The sequence below is a fragment of the Pseudomonas lundensis genome (assembly GCF_001042985.1).
Lineage (GTDB): Bacteria > Pseudomonadota > Gammaproteobacteria > Pseudomonadales > Pseudomonadaceae > Aquipseudomonas > Aquipseudomonas lundensis.
Window position 1 is genome coordinate 56,361 of the sequence record NZ_JYKY01000024.1, and the last position, 20,931, is coordinate 77,291.

Consider the following 20,931-nt stretch of genomic DNA (forward strand, 5'->3'; position numbering starts at 1 on the left):
ATAAAAAACGCCGCCCGAGGGCGGCGTTGTGTCTGGCTTCGAACGGCTTACGAAGACAGGTAGGACGAACGGGTCAGGCCCAGACGCAGGGCGTCGAGGTACTGGGTGCGCTCTTTGACGCTGATGTTGGCGCTGGCCACTTTGTCGCGGTAGTGGTTCATCAGCTCTTCAGGCGACAAGTGCACGTAGCGCAGCATGTCTTCGATGGTGTCGTGGGTCTCGATACCGGCGTGGTACACGCTGCCGTCCGCTTTCTGGTAGATGTTCACCGAGTCGGTATCACCGAACAGGTTGTGCATGTCACCCAGAATTTCCTGATAGGCGCCCACCAGGAAGATGCCCAGCAAGTAGTCTTCGCCTTCGTTGAGGCTGTGGACTGGCAGGCTGGTTTCGATGCTCTGCTCGTCGACGTATTGCTTGATTTTGCCGTCGGAGTCGCAGGTCAGGTCTTGCAGCACGGCGCGGCGCAGCGGCTCTTCGTTCAGGCGGTGCAACGGCAGGATCGGCAACACCTGGCCGATTGCCCACGTGTCCGGCAAGCTCTGGAACACCGAGAAGTTGCAGATGTACTTGTCGGCCAGCTTGTCGTTGAGTTCGTCCAGCACCTGACGGTGCGAACGCTGACGCGCCTTGAGCGAGTTGTGCAGGCGACGGCATACGGCGAAGTAGCACTGCTCGGCCAGGGCTTTTTCAGCCAGGCTGATCTTGCCATCGGCGTATTGGGCAGCCACGTCACTCATGTAGTGGGTGGCGCGCCAGTAGGTTTCGGTGACCATCTCGATGTCGGTCGGGCCCAGCAGGTCGATCAGCCACTGCACGGTTTCGGGCAGGCTTTCTTTGTTCTCGATCACCGGCACGTCGTCGTTGTGCTTCTCGACGTCGGTCACCTGCACCACCAGCATGGCGTGGTGTGCGGTCAACGAGCGGCCGCTCTCGGAGAAAATGTGCGGGTGCGGCAGGCTCTGCGCATCGCAGAACTCTTTGAGCATGCCCACCACCACACCGGCGTAATCGTCCATGTCGTAGTTGATCGAGCTGGCGTTGCGCGAGTGCGTGCCGTCGTAGTCCACGCCCAGACCGCCGCCCACGTCGATGTGGTCAACCGGCAAGCCGAGGTTGCGCAGTTCGCCGTAGTAGCGAATCGCCTCTTTGAAGCCGTGCTGGTAGTCGGCCAGGTTGGCGATCTGCGAACCCATGTGAAAGTGCAGCAAGCGGATGCCTTGATCCAGACCGGCCGCGCGGAAACGCTCGACCACCGACAGCAACTGCGCCGCCGACAGACCGAACTTGGATTTCTCGCCGCCGGTGTCTGCCCATTTGCTCGATGCCAGGGACGACAGGCGCACGCGCAGGCCGACCTGCGGCTTGACCTTGAGCGATGCCGCTTCTTCGATGACCAGATCCACTTCGGATTCTTTTTCGATCACGATGAACACGTTATGGCCCAGCTTCTGGCCCATCAGCGCCAGACGAATGAACTCGCGGTCCTTGTAACCGTTGCAGACGATGGTGCCGCCTTTGGGGGCCAGCGCCAGCACGGCCAGCAGTTCGGGCTTGGAACCGGCTTCAAGGCCGATCGACACGTCCTGGGTGGCGATGATGTTTTCAATCACGGCCTCTTGCTGGTTGACCTTGATCGGGTACAGCGCGGTGTACTGGCTCTGGTATTCCAGACGCTCGATGTTGGCATCGAACGCGCCGGTCAGCTGGCGTACACGGTCTTGCAGGATATCGGGAAAGCGCACCAGTAACGGCAAGGACAGACCGCTGCTTTTGCGCAACTCGTCAACTTGCTCGTACAGGTCGATGGGCGAACTGTTCGGGCCGTTCGGACGTACTTCTACGCGACCGGCTTCATTGATCGCGAAATACCCGGCCCCCCAATGGCGGATCCCATAAACGCTGCGGCTGTCCGCAACTGTCCATTGGCTGCCATCGTCTTTGCGTGTGCGTCGTACGGACATCGAAGTCCCCTATATATAAGTCAAATAGCCCAACCTGAAACCAGGCTGGCGCAGTCTAAGGCGTGAAAGTGACGATTCGTCTGTGCAAGGTAGACCCTGGCAACAGCGCGGAGTTTAGAAACCCGTCATAACAGGCTCTGTGAAAACCATGGTCAAGCCCTCACTGTCAGCCCGACAGGGCAACAGGCGCGCTCAACGGTGGTTTTCACAGAGGCTGCTAGCCGCCGGACTTTTTGGCCTTGAACCCCTGCTTGACCAGTTCGGCCAGCAGCAGGTCGACGTGATCGCCCTGGATCTCGATGATGCCGTCTTTCAACGCGCCACCGGTGCCACAGCGTTTTTTCAACGTGGTGGCCAGCTCCTTGAGCGCGTCTTCAGCCAGCGGCACACCGGTGATGGTGGTCACGGTTTTGCCGCCGCGGCCTTTGCTTTCGCGACGCACGCGGGCAATGCCGTCACCTTCGGGGAGGCGGGTCTGTTTGCAGGTACAGGCGTCCACCGGCTGGCGACAGTCCGGACAGTGACGACCTGCGTCGGTGGAAAATACCAGGCCACCAAGGGCGGCGAAGGATGCGGCTTTTTTGGCCACCGGCAATCCTCTAGATGGAGGACAAAAAATTGGCCGGTGCAAGGCGCGGGAGCGCCATGGGATACCGACCGCGAAGCCCCACTCTGGCAGGGGCAGCGCAACTCAGACGGGAATGCCGCTTGAGCTTGAAAAAGGTCGCGCAGTGTAACGGCAAATTCGCCAGTGCCCAAGAGCCAATCGGCGCAAATGTTGTGTATCGCTCGGGGTCGCTGACGAGGGAGGCGACTGCGTTCAGACGCTGTCGAGATAACGCTTGAGCGCCGCCAGTGAATCCGGGCAATACGGCTGGGTTTGACTCAAACGCAAGGCCTGCGCCACGGGCATGAAGCACGCTTGCTGGACCTCTTCGGGCTGCACGTGCAACGGTCCGTCCCACACCGCCGAGAACACGGCGCACCACAGGTGGTTGTCCGGGCAGTCAAAGTAAAAGCGCTCATGGGCCGTCAACGGGACGCCGCTGACGCCAAGCTCTTCGTACAGCTCGCGGGCTGCCGACTCGGCATAGGTTTCGTCCACCCCGACCATGCCGCCCGCCGCCACGTCCCAGTAACCGGGGTACAGCGCCTTGCTCATCGTGCGCTGATGCACGCACAGCTCGCCGGAGGAGTTGAACAACAAAATGAAGGTGCCCCGCCCGATTTCCCCCCGTTCACGCAGCTCGGCACGGGGCAAACTGCCCAGCAGCCGGTCTTCGCGATCGACCCAAGCGACTTGCTCGGCGTCAGAAGCCGCGCGGTGGGCGGCCTCCCGGGGTGAAATGGCCATCACTTAACCTTGTGAGAGCAATTGACGAAGGTCCATGACCGCCGCGTTGGCGCGGGAAATGTAGTTGGCCATGACCAGCGAGTGGTTGGCGAGCATGCCGTAGCCGCTGCCGTTGAGGATCATCGGGCTCCAGACCGGCTCTTGAGCGGCCTCCAGCTCACGAATGATCTGGCGAACACTGACGGTTGCGTTCTTTTTGGCCAGCACGTCCGCGAAGTCGACTTCGATGGCACGCAACAGGTGCGACAAAGCCCAGGCCTGACCGCGCGCTTCATAGAACACGTTGTCAATTTGCATCCACGGGGTTTCGACGACTTCTTCGTCAACCACCGGCACCTGACCCGGTTGCAGGGATTCGGTTTTCAGCGCGCTATTGAGTTTGACCCGACCCACACTGGCCGACAGACGCTGCGACAGCGAACCCAGACGTGTACCCACGTCACCCAGCCAGTTGTTCAAGTTGTCGGCACGGGCGTAAAACAGGGCGTTTTTCTGATTAGGGTCAGACAGGCGAGCCTGGTAGCGGCTCAGGGAATTGATGCCTTCCTGATACTCAGACTCGCTGGACGGCAGCATCCAGCTCTTGTTGTCGAAGTTGAAACGCGGCTCGGCCTTGGCCAGATCCGCGTCTTCAGCCGACTGCGACTGGGAGCGGGCAAAGTCTTTGCGCAGGGCACGGGTCAGGTCGCGTACCTGCACCAGAACGCCGTATTCCCAGCTCGGAATGTTGTCGAGCACAAGGCCCGGCGGGAAACGGTCATTGGACAGGTAACCGCCCGGCTTGTTGAGCAACGTGCCCGCCACGGTTTTCAGGGTTTCGACGGTGGTGAAGCCCGGCACCATTTGCTTGCCTTCGCGCTCGGCAGCCTGCTGGGCGTTTTGCTGCACCGGGAACAGATCCGGCTCCTGACTCCAGTACCAGCCGAGCCCCAGGCACACCAGCACATACACACCCACCAGGGTGGCAATGGAGCGGCTCAGCAAGATGCTTTTGAAATAGCCACGCGGCTCTGTCCTGGTCTCCTTGACCGACTCGCGGGCACTGCCCTCACGTTTTTTCCAGTCCAGCATGGCTATATCCTTTCGATTACTGAATTCAACGGTTCGACCACAACCCTAACCCATCGTGCCTTATATGCCTGTTTTTAATCGCCTGACGGTTGATCTGCAACAAGGCGCTGGCAACAGGCGGCGGCCACTATAAACCACGCTCGCGCCCCTCACAGAAGGATCTCAACGCCTAAATGTAACCGGCCAACGTTAATTTCGTGTGAGGGCTCGTGCATTTCCAAAGAGCTGCTAGCATAGAGCCACTAGTCGAACCTCAGCATGCCCCACTCACGAAGCAGTCTGGATATGACCGAGCAAGAAGACCCGAACCGCGAGCGCCTCAAGAACCACTTTGCCCAGCGGGTCATCCATCAGGCACGTCAAATTCTTGAGATCTGGCAACGTTTACAGGGCAATGAATGGGCCCCCTCAGACCTCGCGGAACTCAGCGACGCCAACCTGCGCCTGCTGCGGTTTGCCGCACGCTTCGAGCAGCCCGAGCATTCGCAACTGGCCCGCGCCATCAGCCAGGCCTTGCAGCAGGTCGAGGCCAACCGCGGGCGCCTGAGCAGTACGCTGATTACAGAACTCAACCGCCTGATGCAGCGCTTGTCGCGTACCGGTCTGCGCCACGGCGACCAGCTGGATCACACCTTTCTGCCACCGCTGCGCAAGCCGGTGTACATCCTGCTACAGGACCATGACCGGGCCGAGCGACTGGCCAAGCAACTGGAGTTTTTCGGCCTGGGCGCGCAATCGCTGCCCAGCGTGAATGCCTTTCGCAGCGCCATGGCCGAACGCCTACCCTGCGCGATCGTGATGGACGTGGATTTCAGTGGCACCAGCAATGGCCTGCTGCTGGCCGCCGAAGCGCAGGAGGGGCTGGAGCAAAAATTGCCGCTGCTGTTTTTCAGCCTGCATGAAACCGACACCCCCACCCGACTGGCCGCCGTGCGCGCGGGCGGGCAGGAGTTCCTGACCGGCACCCTCGAAGCCTCCAGCCTGATGGAAAAAATCGAGGTACTGACCTGCGTCGCGCAGTACGAACCGTACAAAGTGCTGATCATTGATGACTCCCGGGCTCAGGCGTTGCACACCGAACGGCTGCTCAACAGCGCCGGGATCGTGACCCGCACCCTGATCGAGCCGATTCAGGCCATGGCCGAACTGGCCGACTTCCAGCCCGACCTGATCATCCTCGACATGTACATGCCCGCCTGCACCGGCACCGAGCTGGCCAAGGTGATCCGCCACAATGATCGCTACGTCAGCGTGCCGATCATTTACCTGTCGGCCGAAGATGACCTGGACAAGCAACTGGACGCCATGAGCGAGGGCGGCGACGACTTCCTGACCAAACCGATCAAGCCCCGGCACCTGATTACCACCGTGCGCAACCGCGCCGCCCGGGCACGGCACTTGAAGGCGCGGATGGTGCGCGACAGCCTGACCGGCCTATACAACCACACGCACATTCTGCAACTGCTCGAAGACTGCACCTTCCGCGCCCGCCGCGAAAGTCGCTCGCTGAGCTTTGCCATGATCGACATTGACCATTTCAAGCGGGTCAACGACTCCTACGGCCACCCCATGGGCGACCGGGTGATCAAAAGCCTGGCGCTGTTCCTCAAACAGCGTCTGCGCAAGACCGATTTCATCGGGCGCTATGGCGGCGAAGAGTTTGCCATTGTGATGCCTGACACCGATCAGGAAGCGGCCCACGCGGTGTTGAACACCATCCGCGAGCGCTTCTCGGAGATTCATTACCCGGCCCAACCCACAGATTTATGCTGCACCTTCAGCGCGGGCGTGGTGGAACTCAAAGAGGACACAGACGGCCTGGTCATGGCGTCTCAGGCAGACGAAGCCCTGTACCGCGCCAAGCACAACGGGCGCAACCGGATCGAGCGCTTCCACCCAACAAGGCAAATTGCCACTATTTCAGTCAAATTGCCGAATCCCGTCACATCGCTGTAACGCACGTGCAATAACTTCAGCCGCTTCTCATTGCGTCGTAGGCAAAATCCCAGATGCGCCTGAAGCTGCTTACCAACCTCAACACCCTGTTGCTGGTCGCCGTGTGCCTCGCCCTCGGCGCCACCCTGGCGTGGTCGCAACACGCGCTTGAACGGCCGTTTCAACTGATGGAACGCTACTTGAGCCTGTCCCAGCAGTTCCAGAATCAGGTGGCGCGCAATATTGATGATTACCTGGCCAGCGGCGACGCCCTGCGCCTGAGCGATGCCACGACCGCGCTCAACACGCTGAAAAACGAACTGACCCCGCTCCCGGTTGCGCTGGCCGAGGCCTTGCGCCCCAGCCTCGAACGCCTGAGCACGTACAGTGGCAACGAACTGCTGGCCGCTGGCAAACTGGCCGGTGACCCGCAAGCGTTGCTGTTGCAGGCCGAACGGGAGCTGGGCGCCACTCTGGAGCAACTCAGCCAGTATGCCAATCAAGCCAGCGGCCCCGACGCCCACGCCTATCTGGTGCCGCTGCTCAATGCCTCCCAACACTTGGCAAAACTCTCTTTAAGCCGCGACAAACTGGTCAGTAGCGGGCGCAGTGAGCTGGCGGCGGACGTGGCGCGCGAGCTGGACAACATGCGTGCGCAAGCGCAGACCATCGAGGCGCTGCCTTTGCTGGGGGTCAGCGCCAACAGCGCCTCGGCCAGTGACGATTTCGCGGCACTGATGGGCCTTGAGTCGGAACAGACGGGCGCGACCGAAGACGCTGGCATCCCCCTCAAACGTGAACTCAACAACCTGCTGAGCCGCTACCCCGCCGAGTTGCAACGCACCCGCAGCCAGATCGAACAACGCGCTCAACTGGCTGACGCCACGCATGAAAAGCTGGGCGCAGTGCAACAAGCCATCGCCGGACTGGAGCCGGCAGTGCGCGCTGAACACGGCCAGATTCAAAGCGAAGTGCGGCTGATTCAGGGCGCGATGATTGGCCTGATTCTGCTGATCGCACTGCTGATCGACACGTTACAGCGCAGACTGGCCAACGTGTTGACCCGCCTGGTGCCGATGCTGTCGACCTGGGCACAAGGGGATTTCAGCCGCGACATTCAGTTGGGCAAAACCAATCGCGAACTGCACGACATTCAGGCCTCGCTCAATCGCCTGCGCAATTACTTGGTCAATCTGGTGGGCACCTTGCGCGTCAACGCCGAACAGGTGGCTGGCAGCAGTGAGGCGCTGGCCGAGGTGAGCAACGGTTTGCACAGCGGCGCCGAGCGGCAGGCAGGCGATACGGCGCAAATCCGCGACGCCCTGGGTGAATTGGAAGCGACCATTTCACAAGTGGCGGGCGACGCCAGTCAGGCGGCCGATGCCAGCCGCAGTGCCGGGGTAGCGGTTGCCCAAGGCCAGCGAGTCATTGGTCAAAGTTTGACCGGGCTGCATGCACTGGTGGGTGAAGTGCAAGGCAACGCGCAAATGATCGAGCAACTGGCCGAAGAGTCGGCCACCATCGGTGGCGTGCTGACGGTGATTCGCGCCATCGCCGATCAGACCAACTTGCTGGCGCTCAACGCCGCCATTGAAGCGGCCCGTGCCGGTGAAATGGGACGCGGGTTTGCAGTGGTCGCCGAAGAGGTGCGCACGCTTGCCCAACGCACAGCAGGGGCGACCGGCGAAATTCAAACCCTGATCGGCGGGCTGCAAACGGCCGCGCGCCAGTCAGTCGAAGGCATGCGCGCCCAAGTCGTACATGCCCGGGACACCGCCCGGCAGGCGCAAGCCGCCGATGGCGCGCTGGATGAAATCGTCGGGGCGATAGCCACCATCTCCGACACCGCCATCCGCATTGCCGACGTCACTGCTCAACAAAGCGGCGCGGTCAGTGAAATACGCGATCACAGTGAACGCATTCATCAGTTGGGTGACGACAATTTGCAACGCATTAGCCAGGGTCGCCAGCAAGGTGAGCGCTTACTGGTGTTGGGGGGCGAGTTGAATGCCGCGGTGCAGGCGTTTCGGGTGTGATGCCGGGCGCGTGGATGGTTGCGATACCGCCGCTCCCCGTCAACGGTCAGCCCCGCTCGGCACAGCGTTTCTCACTCCGCTATCATGCGCGCACGTTTGATTAGCGAGATCACTATGCGCCGCCTGTTTTTGCTTTTGTGTTTACTCGTCGCCGTGCCCGCCATGGGCGCGGGACTGTTGGACAACCGCCCCAGCGCTACGCTGGGCGCCGTGAATAACAGCCGCGATTTTCTGCCGGTCAGCGAGGCGTTCAAGCTCAACCTGATCGAAAGCACGCCCACGAACATCAAGCTGCGTTTTGTGCCGACCGACGGTTACTACCTGTACCAGCACCGCTTTGCGTTCAAAACCGACCCCGCCGATATCACCCTGGGCCCGGTGCAACTGCCGCCCGGCGAACCCAAGCATGATGAGTATTTTGGCGATGTGCAGGTGTATCACGGCATTGTCGACGTGGACGTGCCGCGCCCGGCCGATGCTCAACGCGCCTTCACGCTTGTCGTGACCTATCAGGGCTGCGCCGACAAGGGCTTGTGCTACCCGCCCGAAACCGTGCGCCTGGCCATCGAAGGCACGCCCGCCGCGTCAGTTGACGCATCAAACGCGCCCGCCAGTGCCTGGAGCTGGCGTGAACTGGCGATCTTTTTCCTTGCGGGCCTGGGCCTGACGTTTACCCCGTGCGTACTGCCGATGCTGCCGATTCTGTCGGGCGTGGTGCTGCGCGGCCAAGTGGGCGGCTGGCGCGGTTTCAGCCTGTCGCTGGCTTACGTGTTGCCCATGGCGGCCTGTTTTGCCTTGCTCGGCGCCCTGATGGGACTGTTCGGTGCGCAGCTCAACCTGCAAGCGCGCCTGCAATCGGCGTGGGTTCTGGTGCCGTTCGCGCTGTTTTTTGCGGTGTTTGCACTGGCGATGTTCGGGGTGTTCGAACTCAAACTGCCACGCGCCATCAGCAATCGCCTGGACCGTGTGGCCAATAACACTCAAGGCGGCTCGCTGTGGGGCGCGGCGGTGCTGGGCGTGGTGTCCAGCTTGCTGGTTTCGCCGTGCGTATCGGCGCCTCTGGCCGGTGCGTTGCTGTACATCAGCGCCAGCGGCGATGCGCTGGGCGGCGGTCTGAAGCTGCTGGTGCTGGGGCTCGGCATGGGCACCCCGCTGGTGCTGGTGGCGACGGGCGGGGCGGCGTGGCTGCCCAAAAGCGGCCCGTGGCTGGTGACCGTGAAAAACACCATCGGCGTGTTGTTGCTGGGGTTGGCGGTGGGCCTGCTCAGCCGGGTGCTGCCGGGCCCGGCCACCCTGCTGTTGATCGGTTTTCTGGCGGCCGGGGTCAGCCTGTTTCTGGGCACGCTGGAGTTTGCCTTTAAATCGCCGCGCCAGCGCCTGGCGCAACTGCTGGGCCTGTTCCTGCTGGTGTATGCGCTCTTTTGCTGGTACGGCGCCTTGAGCGGGCAAGGCGATCCGCTCAAACCTCTGGCGAGCCCCGCGCCTGTCACCCTCGACGAGCGTGCCGACACCACCACCCGCCAATGGCAGACCGTCAACACCCCGGCCCAACTGGACGCGGCGCTGGCCGAGGCAAAGGCCGCAGGGCAGCCGGTGTTGCTGGATTGGTACGCCGACTGGTGCATCAGCTGCAAAGTCATCGAACATGAGGTGTTGAACAACCCGCGCGTGCTGGATCTGCTCAGCGGTTATCGGCTGGTGCGTTTTGACATCACGGCCAGTAACCCCGAGCAACGTGCCCTGCTCGACCGCTATCAATTATTCGGCCCACCGGCGCTGATGTTCTTTGGCAAAAATGGCAGCGAAATCAGTGACCAACGGGTCATCGGCGAGATCAATGCCGCGGACTTCGCCGAACGTGTCGCTAACGCAAATGACCAGATTTAAAGCCTGAGTCACAAACTTTGCGTGAACATCGGGCATCGTGCTGGCTATTGCAGGTAACTGGACAGCGTTTACGCTTTTCGGCATAGTCGCCCCGCACTGACATAACAAGGAAAAGCAGATGGCGACCTTTCTGGTGCTGCACGGCCCCAACCTGAACCTGCTAGGCACCCGCGAGCCGGGCGTCTACGGCGCCACAACGCTGGCGCAGATCAATCAGGATCTCGAACTACGGGCCCGCGAGGCCGGTCACCATTTGCTCTACCTGCAAAGCAATGCCGAGTATGAATTGATCGATCGCATCCATGCCGCACGCGATGAAGGCGTGGATTTTATTTTGATCAACCCGGCTGCTTTTACCCACACCAGCGTGGCATTACGTGACGCGCTGCTGGCGGTGAGCATCCCATTCATCGAAGTGCATTTGTCCAACGTGCACAAACGCGAACCTTTCCGCCATCACTCCTACTTCTCCGACGTTGCGGTAGGTGTGATCTGCGGCCTTGGCGCCAGCGGTTATCGACTGGCCCTGGAGGCCGCCCTGGAACAGCTTGAACTACAAGCTAAACGCCCCTGACCGACCCACTGGGAGTTGACGATTCATGGATATCCGTAAAGTTAAGAAACTGATCGAATTGCTGGAAGAGTCCGGCATCGACGAGCTGGAAATTAAAGAAGGCGAAGAGTCCGTACGCATCAGCCGTCACAGCAAGACTCCTGCTCAGCAGTTCTACGCACCGGCTCCAATGCAAGCGCCGGCTGCCGCTGCTCCTGTTGCCGCGACCCCGGTAGCCACCGTAGTTGACGCACCGGCTGCGCCAACACTGAACGGTTTTGTGGTCAAGTCGCCAATGGTCGGTACGTTCTACCGCACCCCGTCGCCTACTTCGCCAGCGTTCGTTGAAGTGGGCCAGACCGTTAAGGTCGGCGACACCATCTGCATCGTGGAAGCGATGAAAATGATGAACCACATCCAGGCTGAAAAAGCCGGTGTTATTGAATCCATCCTGGTAGAAAACGGTCAGCCGGTTGAGTTCGACCAACCGCTGTTCACCATCGTTTGAACCACGGGGAGCCAACGATGTTGAAGCCTCAGAAGCTGGAAAAAGTTCTCATCGCCAACCGCGGCGAGATCGCCTTGCGCATCCTGCGGGCGTGCAAGGAACTGGGCATCAAGACCGTCGCGGTGTACTCCACTGCTGACAAGGAACTGATGCACCTGGGCCTGGCAGACGAAACCGTTTGCATCGGGCCGGCACCAGCCAACCTGTCTTACCTGCACATCCCGGCCATCATCGCGGCAGCCGAAGTGACCGGCGCCACGGCGATCCACCCGGGCTACGGCTTCCTGGCGGAAAACGCCGATTTTGCCGAGCAGGTCGAGAAATCCGGTTTTGCGTTCATCGGCCCGAAAGCTGACACCATCCGCCTGATGGGCGACAAGGTATCGGCCAAGCACGCCATGATCGCGGCGGGCGTTCCCACGGTGCCAGGCTCCGACGGCCCGCTGCCCGAAGACCCTGAAACCGCCTTGCGCATTGGCCGCGAAGTCGGCTACCCGGTGATCATCAAGGCCGCTGGCGGCGGCGGTGGTCGCGGCATGCGCGTGGTCAACCGTGAAGAAGACCTGATCGAAGCAGCCAAGCAAACCCGTGAAGAAGCGGGCGCTTGGTTCAGCAACCCGATGGTCTACCTCGAAAAATACCTGACCAACCCGCGTCACGTGGAAGTTCAGGTGCTTTCCGACGGCCAGGGCAACGCGATCCACCTGGGCGACCGCGACTGCTCGCTGCAGCGCCGTCACCAGAAAGTCCTGGAAGAAGCACCGGCGCCGGGCATCGACGAAACAGCCCGCCAGGAAGTACTGGCACGCTGCGTTCAAGCCTGTATCGATATCAACTACCGGGGTGCGGGCACGTTCGAGTTCCTGTACGAAAACGGTCGTTTCTACTTCATCGAAATGAACACGCGCGTGCAGGTAGAACACCCGGTATCCGAAATGGTCACCGGTATCGACATCCTTAAAGAGATGTTGAGCATTGCGGCAGGCAATAAGCTGTCTTTCACCCAGGATGACGTGAACATTCACGGCCACTCCCTGGAGTGCCGGATCAACGCGGAAGACCCTGCGACGTTCATGCCAAGCCCTGGCATGGTCAAGCACTTCCACGCGCCGGGCGGCAACGGCGTTCGCGTCGATTCGCACCTGTACAGCGGCTACAAGGTTCCGTCCAACTACGACTCCCTGATCGGCAAGCTGATCACCTGGGGCTCGACCCGTGACGAAGCCATGGCACGCATGCGCAATGCCCTGGACGAAATCGTGGTCGACGGGATCAAAACCAACATCCCGCTGCACCGCGACCTGGTGAATGACGAAGGCTTCTGCAAAGGCGGCGTCAACATTCACTACCTGGAACACAAACTGGCTAACCAGTAAGTTTGATTCCTGATCAACAAAGCCGCTTTCGAGCGGCTTTGTTGTGTCTGGGCCACCAGGTTTTTGGGTACCCGACTACACGGTTGATTCAGGCCGCGTAGAAGCGATAGGTGGAGACATGGCTTTCATTGCTTGCGCCTTGTTTCGCCGGGGTGATCGCCGGTGCAATCCGGGAGGTTGGAGGCGATGATGATCAAACCGGCCATAACATAGCCAGAACCCTCCCCCCAACTAAGCCTGCCTCCCGCCGACTCCAGATCATAGATTTTCGTTTCTGAAATCAACTCGCCACTGCGGTTATCGAAAAGACGATAAAAACCTGGATAACCCCACCACGGAAACCACTCAGCCGGCTGATCTTCATTGGGGTCTGAACGCCTATGGAAGGTATCTGGCAAAAGCCAATAGGGCTTGAAACTCTGGATTCGATAACAGCCATCGGGACTGACGCTATCGGTCGCCAGTCGCGTAGCCCATCCTCTTTCCCACCAGTTCGAAGCGGTCCATAACCCGCCCGCAATGGTGATATAGGCGACGAAAAAGGCGATGCGTCGCGAGCTGGACTTCATTGTTCGCGCCTCATTTTTTCGGGGACATCACCCGGGCAGTCGGGGAGGTTGAGATCCATGCGGATCATCCCAATCCACACATCGCCTGATCCATTCCCCCAGTCCAGTTGCCCGCCTGCTGACTCCGCATCATAGATTTCAGTTTCTGAGATCAGATTGCCATTTCGATGATCGTAAAGACGCAAAAAAGCTGGATACCCCCACCCAGCAAACCATTTTGGCGGCAGGTCCCCGAACGGATGGGGCATGGGATGCAAAAAATCAGGGAGCACCCAATAGGGTTTGAAACTATCAATTCGGTAACAGCCATTAGGGCTGATACTCGACTCACTATCCTTGGCTGCCCATCCTCTTTCCCACCAGTTCGAAGCCGTCCATAACCCGCCCGCAATGGTGATATAGGCGACGAAAAAGGCTAACCGTCGTGAGGCTGGTTTCACACCCATCCCCCAAGATCAATGACTTGCCCAGATTTTTTCCAGAGTACATCTGAATAAATGATGAAGTCGCCGCCTTTGCCTGTTTTGTCACGATAGTCCCGAAAATCACCATTGGTGACTGCAGCAAAAGGCCCCTCCTTTAAACGCAATACAAGTTGACCATGAAGGCTCAAGGTAAAAGCGGTCTCTGCCTTGGTCAGCACACGATCCTCTGTCCAAGTGCCCAGATATTGCAGACCATTGAAGTCGTAATGGTCGCGAATATAGAAACCAACCCTTTCCACATGAAATAGATGACGAAGTTGTTTGGTCGCCGGATTTCGTTCTGTAAAAGCTTCGCCGACAACTCCAACCTTCAAAGTTGCATTACCCAACGCTCCATACATGTCATCCAGAACATCCCACGTGCCACCGAATACTGCGAAATTCACTTGAGAGATAACGTCCATCTGCAAAGCGGACATGGGGTAATGACCTAATGGTTGCGAACCTTTTCCCGACCACCCGGCTTTAGTTAGCAGATCTGTTAAACGTTTAACGCCATTAGGCGTAGCCAATCTTGACTCAGCCACTTCAACTGCTTTACGACAACGCTCAAATCCTATAGCCCACTCCATTTTTACGATGCTTTCATCACGTTGTATGGGATTAATACTTGAAGGGTGCGGCTGGGTTTTATCTTCCTTCCACGCCTCCGGCATCGCCCACGCCGGGCTGTCAAACCAGCGCTGCATCAAGGCCGCTGACGTGTGCCAGCCCATCGCGCGCATGGCGCCCGGCAAGCGGCTCAGGGCAAGGCTCTGGACGACCACTTTTTTGGCCGGTGTATGGGTGGGGCTGTAGGTGCGCGAGCTGGCTTGTGGCAGTTGATACAAGGCTTGCGGGCCTGTGGCGTTGGTACGCTGGAAATCATTCAAGGACATGCTGCTTATTCCATAACCGGTGACGGGGCGTTGATGGCGATGCCCAATGGTTCAGGGCTGACGCTGGCGCAAGAGCAGGTGTGGCCTTGTGCATCGAGTGTGCCGTAGCCCATACAGTGGTCGTTTTGCAGCACTGCATATCCCAGTTGCCTCAGGGGCAGGCCATGTTGATTGAACAATTGGAAACGCTCGTCGCACGTTGTGCTGAAGGTGGCGGGCATGGGTTGTGGCCCGGCGGTCAAGCCGCCATTAAATGCCGGGGCTGAATCGGTGACATAAGAATGCACAGTCACAGAGGCAATCAGCTCGGCCTGGCAAGGGCAACCGCTGCGGCTGTCCAGCGTGCCAGCCACCCGCCGCCCATGGCTGATAAACCCCTCAACGCCGCCGCAAATCGGGTAGGCCTTGCCGTCTTGCCCGCAACTGACCAAGTGGCCTTCGAGGGCATGCTGCATGCCACTCCACGTAATGCCAGGGTCTGACTCGAGCACCTTTCCACCGCAGGTCGTTTTGTCGTCCAGACCAATAAAATAGCCCAAGGCCATAAGCCTCTCCCATTGCATAGCCCCTCAGGGAGCACGGCTGAGAACCATGAAGCCCAGTCATTGAATGAACGAACCTCATACACAGTAATCAGGAGGAGAGTGCTCAGATTGGCGATCACGGTATGTAGGACGTGTCCATAAACGCCATCAGCCCAATATCGAATTCCTGCGCGAATGGCCCTGCCCACCCGCCTACAGATGGCCTGCCATAGCAGGGAGGCCTGCGCTCGCGTAAACTGGCGCGCTTCTCGCAGCCCACTGGCTGCACATCCCTATTTTTCAAAGGTGCCCGCCATGCCTTGGCTGCAAGTACGCCTCGCCATCAGCCCGGAACAAGCCGAAACCTACGAAGACGCGTTCCTCGAAGTCGGTGCTGTTTCGGTCACATTCATGGATGCCGAAGACCAGCCGATCTTCGAACCCGAGCTCAACACCACCCCGCTGTGGTCGCACACCCATTTGCTGGCACTGTTCGAAGGCGGCACTGAAGCCGAACTCGTCCTGTCCCATCTGGAGCTGCTGACCGGCGCACCACTGCCTGAACATCACGCAGAAGTGATCGAAGACCAGGACTGGGAACGCAGCTGGATGGACAACTTCGAGCCGATGCGTTTTGGTCAGCGCCTGTGGATTGTTCCAAGCTGGCACGCCGCGCCGCAACCCGAAGCCGTGAACCTGCTGCTCGATCCGGGCCTGGCATTCGGCACCGGTACTCACCCGACCACCGCGCTGTGCCTTGAATGGCTCGACGGTCAGGACCTGAAAAACTGCGACGTACTGGACTTCGGCTGCGGCTCGGGCATTTTGGCCATCGCCGCGCTGCTCCTTGGCGCCAAACAGGCCGTCGGCACGGACATCGACGTGCAAGCGCTGGAAGCGTCTCGCGATAACGCTGGCCGCAACAACATCGCTGAAGAACTGTTCCCGCTCTACTTGCCAGAAGACCTGCCGCAGGTTCAGGCAGACGTACTGGTGGCCAACATTCTGGCTGGTCCGCTGGTCGCACTGGCGCCGCAACTGTCGAGCCTGGTCAAACCGGGTGGCCGTCTGGCGCTCTCCGGCATCCTGGCCGAACAAGGCGAGGACGTGGCAGCCGCCTATGCGCACGACTTTGATCTGGACCCGATCGCTAACCGCGATGGCTGGGTGCGCATCAGTGGTCGTCGGCGCTAGAATGCACGCCTGTCTAATCCGGGTGGCCGCATGAGCGATAGCTTCGTAACACAGTGCCCACATTGCCAAACCAGCTTCCGCGTCAACCATTCTCAATTGAGCATGGCCCGCGGCGTGGTGCGCTGTGGCGCTTGCCTGCAAGTGTTCAATGCTGCGCAGCAACTGCTCAACAAGAGCGCTGAAAAGGAACAGCAACCCGTCGTTGCTGCACCGGCAGCCGAGCCCCGGCCGATCGAGTCGCCTGCCGCGCCTGAGCCCATCAGCCAGAAGCAATGGCAGGCTGCCGAGCTGGACCTCGACCATCTGGATCTGGACAAGGAGCTGGCCCGACTCGAAGAGCTGGAGATCCAGCCCAGCAAAAGCTTCGGCCAGCCTTCCGCCACCCGGCAAGACACACTGAGCGCACGCCGCGACAGCGATGAGGGCGAAGAACGTCAGTGGTCAGACAGCCTGTTCAGCGATTCGGCCGCCGAGCGTGCCGAGGCCATCGAGGCCGAGCCTGAGCGCCTCGAACCTGCTGACTCGGGCCGCACCGAGCCGTCGCTGTCCCTGGACCTCGACGATCCGGATGACACCCCCCCGCTTCAGCTGTCGCTGGATAAAGAGCCGGAACCGCCACTGATGCATCTGTCCGCCGTGGATGATGACGATGACGACGAGCCATTGGCGCCGCCCTCCGTCACCAAGGACAAACGCAAACGCCACGAACCGGGTGTGCGCGAAGAAGTGCTGCAAAATCTGGTCGACGACCCGCTGCACCTCGACTGGCAAAAGCGCCGTACCCCCTGGGGCAAGCGCCTGCTGTGGTTCGTGCTGGTGTTAGTGGCCGCTGCCGCGCTGGGCGCCCAATACATTGCCTACCACTTTGAAGAACTGGCTCGCCAGGACCAGTACCGGCCGATTTTCCAGCAACTGTGCCCGACCCTCGGCTGCACAGTGCCCTCCAAGGTCGACATTGATCGGATCAAAAGCAGCAATCTGGTGGTGCGCAGTCACCCCGAGTTTGCCGGAGCCCTGGTGGTCGATGCGATCCTCTACAACCGCGCACCGTTTTCGCAACCGTTCCCCTTGCTGGAACTGCGCTTTGCAGACCTCAACGGAAAAATGATTGCCAGTCGTCGCTTCAAACCCGGCGAGTACCTGAGCGGGGAGATGGCCGGCAAGGCTGAAATGCCGCCTCAAACCCCGATCCACGTTGCACTGGATATTCTGGATCCGGGCCCAAAAGCGGTGAATTACAGCTTGAGTTTCCATTCTCCGGAATGAAAACCCCGGCTTTTTGCCCGAACGCGTAAGCGGCCACTGAACAGCGACCTGCTTTTGGCGCCTTGACAGGCGGCTCAGGCATTGGCGCGCTGTTCAATTTTTATCCAATTGCGTCTTTATCCGGTCATCGAGAGCGGGTATCATGCCAACCCTTTTTCGAACTCCCAAGATCCGGCCCCACAACAGGGAAGTCCTATGTCGGCGGTACGCATCGGCCCATATACATTGCACAACGGTTTGATCCTCGCCCCGATGGCGGGTGTCACCGACCAGCCCTTTCGTCAGCTTTGCCGGCGCATGGGTGCAGGCCTGGTTGTTTCGGAAATGGTCACCAGCGACATGAGTCTCTGGAACAGCCGTAAATCGCGCTTGCGCATGATTCACGACGGTGATCCCGAGCCTCGCTCGGTACAGATCGCCGGCGGTGATGCGCAGATGCTGGCAGACGCCGCCAGGGCCAACGTGGAACTGGGCGCACAGATCATTGATATCAACATGGGGTGCCCGGCAAAAAAGGTCTGCAACAAGGCCGCCGGCTCCGCACTACTGAAAGACGAAGCATTGGTGAACGAGATCCTGCAGGCCGTCGTGGCTGCGGTTGATGTGCCGGTCACCTTGAAAATCCGTACCGGCTGGGACCGGGACAACAAAAACGGCCTGACCGTGGCAAAAATCGCCGAACAGGCCGGCATCACAGCACTGGCGGTTCATGGCAGAACCCGTGCCGACCTCTACACCGGTGAAGCCGAGTACGACACCATCGCCGCGATCAAGCAGGCGGTGTCGATTCCGGTCTTTGCCAACGGCGACATCGATTCACCCCACAAGGCCCGTCACGTCCTCGACGCGACCGGCGCAGATGGACTGTTGATAGGCAGGGCGGCTCAAGGGCGGCCCTGGATTTTCCGCGAAGTGGATCATTTTCTGCGTACCGGGCAGCTATTGCCGGCACCGGAGATGAGCGAAGTGGAACGTATTCTGCTAGAGCATCTGGCCGCATTGCATGCCTTCTATGGGGAGGTGTTGGGCGTTCGCATTGCCCGCAAGCATGTCGGCTGGTATCTCGCAACCTTGCCGGGCGCCAAGGAGTTTCGCGCCCACTTCAATCGTTTAGAAGATACGGAAGCACAATGCGCCAACGTTCAGGCGTTTTTCGCCGAACGACACAAGAGCCTGGGGACAGGGGACGAAGGATGGGTGGCCGCATGACGATGATGACCGAGACATTAGTGAGTGGAACAACGCCCGTGAGCGACAACGTCAATTTGAAACAGCACCTCAATACGCCGAGCGAAGAAGGCCAGACCCTTCGCGGGAGTGTCGAAAAGGCGCTGCACAACTATTTCGCCCACCTGGAGGGCGCAGAAGTCACGGACGTGTACAACCTGGTTCTTTCCGAAGTCGAGGCCCCCTTGCTCGAATGCGTCATGAACTACGTCAAGGGCAACCAGACCAAGGCTTCCGAGATGCTGGGGCTCAACCGCGGCACCCTGCGCAAGAAACTCAAACAGTACGATCTGCTGTAAGCATTCAATCAAACCTGAAAGGCGTCCTCGTAAAACGGGCCGCCTTTTTTGCTGACTCCTTTGCTTTTGATGGAAATCGAGATGACCGATCAGACTACCCGCCTGCCGATCCGCCGCGCTCTAATCAGCGTTTCCGACAAAACCGGAATCCTTGATTTCGCCCGTGAACTGGAAGCCCTCGGCGTCGAGATCCTGTCCACTGGCGGTACGTTCAAGCTGCTGCAAGACAACGGCGTGGCCGCGGTTGAAGTCGCCGATTACACCGGCTTCGCGGAAATGATGGACGGCCGGGTAAAAACCCTGCACCCGAAAATCCACGGCGGCATCCTGGGCCGTCGCGGCATTGACGACGACATCATGAACGAGCACGGCATCAAGCCGATCGACTTGGTCGCGGTGAACCTCTACCCATTCGAAGCCACCATCAACAAGCCGGGTTGCGACCTGCCGACCGCCATCGAAAACATCGACATTGGCGGCCCGACCATGGTGCGTTCTGCGGCCAAAAACCACAAAGACGTTGCCATTGTGGTCAATGCCAGCGATTACGCCAATGTGCTGGAAAACCTCAAGGCCGGTGGCCTGACCTACGCCCAGCGTTTCGACCTGATGCTCAAGGCGTTTGAACACACTGCCGCTTACGACGGCATGATCGCCAACTACCTGGGCACCGTGAACCAGGCCGCCGAGACCCTGAGCACCGAAGACCGCGGTCAGTTCCCGCGCACCTTCAACAGCCAGTTCATCAAGGCACAAGAAATGCGCTACGGCGAGAACCCGCACCAGAAAGCGGCGTTCTACGTTGAAGCCAAGCCGGCCGAAGTCAGCATCGCCACCGCGACCCAGCTGCAGGGCAAAGAGCTGTCGTTCAACAACGTGGCCGATACCGACGCTGCGCTGGAGTGTGTGAAGAGCTTCGTCAAACCGGCTTGCGTGATCGTCAAGCACGCCAACCCGTGCGGCGTTGCGGTCAGCCCGGATGCCGAAGGCGGTATCCGCCAGGCTTACGAACTGGCCTACGCCACGGACACCGAGTCTGCGTTCGGCGGCATCATCGCCTTCAACCGCGAGCTGGACGCCGAAACGGCCAAAGCCATCGTTGAGCGCCAGTTCGTAGAGGTCATCATCGCCCCGTCCGTGAGCGAAGAAGCCCGCGCCATCGTGGCTGCCAAAGCCAACGTACGCCTGCTGGCCTGCGGCCAGTGGAGCGAGAACCGCGCCCCGGCGTGGGACTTCAAGCGTGTGAACGGCGGTCTGCTGGTTCAAAGCCGCGACATCGAGATGATCGGCAGCGAAGACCTGAAAGTCGTGACCCAACGCGCACCGACCGAACAAGAGATCCACGACCTGATCTTTGCCTGGAAAGTGGCCAAGTATGTGAAGTCCAATGCCATCGTCTACGCCAAGGGCCGCCAGACCATCGGCGTGGGCGCAGGCCAGATGAGCCGCGTCAACTCGGCCCGCATTGCCGCCATCAAGGCCGAGCACGCCGGCTTGCAGGTTCAGGGCGCGGTCATGGCCTCTGACGCATTCTTCCCGTTCCGTGACGGCATCGACAATGCAGCCAAGGCTGGCATTACGGCGGTGATCCAGCCAGGCGGCTCGATGCGCGACAACGAAGTGATTGCCGCAGCCGACGAAGCCGGTATTGCCATGGTGTTCACCGGCATGCGCCACTTCCGCCATTAATTTAGGCGACGGCCACGCTGAAGCCGGTTTCTGCGGCGTGGGGGCCGACCTCGATGATGCGTATTGCCAACCGGCAAGTACGCTCATCGAGCAAGACCCACGCCTGGCATCAACCG

Annotated in this window: 19 protein-coding genes; 11 read left to right on the forward strand and 8 right to left on the reverse strand. The window is 60.0% G+C overall.

The window, feature by feature from the left end:
* Nucleotides 1-47: 47 nt before the first annotated feature.
* From speA to TU74_RS17745, 4 genes are all read right to left on the reverse strand, one after another.
* Complete coding sequence (gene speA / locus TU74_RS17730) at nucleotides 48-1,964, reverse strand: arginine decarboxylase (RefSeq protein WP_047273223.1); 1,917 nt, start codon at nucleotides 1,962-1,964, stop codon at nucleotides 48-50.
* A 217-nt stretch (nucleotides 1,965-2,181) separates the two neighbouring features.
* Nucleotides 2,182-2,553 carry a translation initiation factor Sui1 gene (locus tag TU74_RS17735; protein ID WP_047273222.1) on the reverse strand — a complete coding sequence of 124 codons (372 nt, stop codon included), beginning with the start codon at nucleotides 2,551-2,553 and terminating at the stop codon, nucleotides 2,182-2,184.
* 231 nt (nucleotides 2,554-2,784) lie between these two features.
* Nucleotides 2,785-3,318: an NUDIX hydrolase gene (locus TU74_RS17740; RefSeq protein ID WP_047275205.1), complete on the reverse strand. Its 534-nt coding sequence runs from the start codon at nucleotides 3,316-3,318 to the stop codon at nucleotides 2,785-2,787.
* A gap of 3 nt (nucleotides 3,319-3,321) precedes the next feature.
* Entirely contained in the window at nucleotides 3,322-4,389 is a 1,068-nt protein-coding gene (locus TU74_RS17745; protein WP_048377197.1) for a DUF2333 family protein, read from the reverse strand.
* 285 nt (nucleotides 4,390-4,674) lie between these two features.
* Between TU74_RS17745 and TU74_RS17750 the strand changes: the two genes are divergently transcribed.
* The 6 genes from TU74_RS17750 (at nucleotide 4,675) to accC (ending at nucleotide 12,684) form a co-directional block, all read left to right on the forward strand.
* Nucleotides 4,675-6,345: a GGDEF domain-containing response regulator gene (locus tag TU74_RS17750; protein ID WP_048377198.1), complete on the forward strand. Its 1,671-nt coding sequence runs from the start codon at nucleotides 4,675-4,677 to the stop codon at nucleotides 6,343-6,345.
* A 53-nt stretch (nucleotides 6,346-6,398) separates the two neighbouring features.
* A complete protein-coding gene (locus TU74_RS17755; protein WP_048377199.1) occupies nucleotides 6,399-8,360 on the forward strand; it encodes a methyl-accepting chemotaxis protein in 1,962 nt (653 codons plus the stop codon).
* 114 nt (nucleotides 8,361-8,474) lie between these two features.
* Entirely contained in the window at nucleotides 8,475-10,247 is a 1,773-nt protein-coding gene (locus tag TU74_RS17760; protein WP_048377200.1) for a protein-disulfide reductase DsbD, read from the forward strand.
* 118 nt (nucleotides 10,248-10,365) lie between these two features.
* Nucleotides 10,366-10,821 carry a type II 3-dehydroquinate dehydratase gene (gene aroQ / locus TU74_RS17765; RefSeq protein ID WP_047279992.1) on the forward strand — a complete coding sequence of 152 codons (456 nt, stop codon included), beginning with the start codon at nucleotides 10,366-10,368 and terminating at the stop codon, nucleotides 10,819-10,821.
* Nucleotides 10,822-10,846: 25 nt separating this feature from the next.
* Nucleotides 10,847-11,308, forward strand: a complete 462-nt coding sequence (accB, locus tag TU74_RS17770) for an acetyl-CoA carboxylase biotin carboxyl carrier protein (protein ID WP_047273216.1) — start codon at nucleotides 10,847-10,849, stop codon at nucleotides 11,306-11,308.
* A 17-nt stretch (nucleotides 11,309-11,325) separates the two neighbouring features.
* Complete coding sequence (gene accC, locus TU74_RS17775; protein WP_047273215.1) at nucleotides 11,326-12,684, forward strand: acetyl-CoA carboxylase biotin carboxylase subunit; 1,359 nt, start codon at nucleotides 11,326-11,328, stop codon at nucleotides 12,682-12,684.
* Between the two features lie 125 nt (nucleotides 12,685-12,809).
* On the opposite strand, the gene TU74_RS17780 is transcribed toward accC, so the two are convergent.
* The 4 genes from TU74_RS17780 to TU74_RS24005 are packed head-to-tail and all read right to left on the reverse strand — an operon-like array spanning nucleotide 12,810 to nucleotide 15,161.
* Nucleotides 12,810-13,253, reverse strand: a complete 444-nt coding sequence (locus TU74_RS17780; RefSeq protein ID WP_048377201.1) for a hypothetical protein — start codon at nucleotides 13,251-13,253, stop codon at nucleotides 12,810-12,812.
* Entirely contained in the window at nucleotides 13,250-13,693 is a 444-nt protein-coding gene (locus tag TU74_RS17785) for a hypothetical protein (RefSeq protein ID WP_088500212.1), read from the reverse strand. Before TU74_RS17785 ends, TU74_RS17780 begins: the two co-directional genes overlap by 4 nt.
* Nucleotides 13,690-14,616 carry a DUF6402 family protein gene (locus TU74_RS17790; RefSeq protein ID WP_048377202.1) on the reverse strand — a complete coding sequence of 309 codons (927 nt, stop codon included), beginning with the start codon at nucleotides 14,614-14,616 and terminating at the stop codon, nucleotides 13,690-13,692. Before TU74_RS17790 ends, TU74_RS17785 begins: the two co-directional genes overlap by 4 nt.
* A 5-nt stretch (nucleotides 14,617-14,621) precedes the next feature.
* Complete coding sequence (locus TU74_RS24005) at nucleotides 14,622-15,161, reverse strand: PAAR domain-containing protein (RefSeq protein WP_088500211.1); 540 nt, start codon at nucleotides 15,159-15,161, stop codon at nucleotides 14,622-14,624.
* A gap of 294 nt (nucleotides 15,162-15,455) precedes the next feature.
* Between TU74_RS24005 and prmA the strand changes: the two genes are divergently transcribed.
* From prmA to purH, 5 genes are all read left to right on the forward strand, one after another.
* Nucleotides 15,456-16,334, forward strand: coding sequence for a 50S ribosomal protein L11 methyltransferase (gene prmA / locus TU74_RS17800; RefSeq protein ID WP_047273210.1), 879 nt, complete (start codon nucleotides 15,456-15,458; stop codon nucleotides 16,332-16,334).
* 30 nt (nucleotides 16,335-16,364) lie between these two features.
* Complete coding sequence (locus tag TU74_RS17805; protein ID WP_047279983.1) at nucleotides 16,365-17,600, forward strand: DUF3426 domain-containing protein; 1,236 nt, start codon at nucleotides 16,365-16,367, stop codon at nucleotides 17,598-17,600.
* Nucleotides 17,601-17,795: 195 nt separating this feature from the next.
* Entirely contained in the window at nucleotides 17,796-18,809 is a 1,014-nt protein-coding gene (gene dusB / locus TU74_RS17810; RefSeq protein ID WP_047273208.1) for a tRNA dihydrouridine synthase DusB, read from the forward strand.
* The gene (gene fis / locus TU74_RS17815; protein ID WP_019408796.1) at nucleotides 18,806-19,126 is read left to right on the forward strand and encodes a DNA-binding transcriptional regulator Fis; all 321 of its coding nucleotides are present in this window, start codon (nucleotides 18,806-18,808) and stop codon (nucleotides 19,124-19,126) included. Before dusB ends, fis begins: the two co-directional genes overlap by 4 nt.
* Before the next feature lie 81 nt (nucleotides 19,127-19,207).
* On the forward strand, nucleotides 19,208-20,815 hold the full coding sequence (purH, locus tag TU74_RS17820) for a bifunctional phosphoribosylaminoimidazolecarboxamide formyltransferase/IMP cyclohydrolase (RefSeq protein WP_047273207.1): 1,608 nt from the start codon (nucleotides 19,208-19,210) through the stop codon (nucleotides 20,813-20,815).
* Nucleotides 20,816-20,931: the final 116 nt, after the last annotated feature.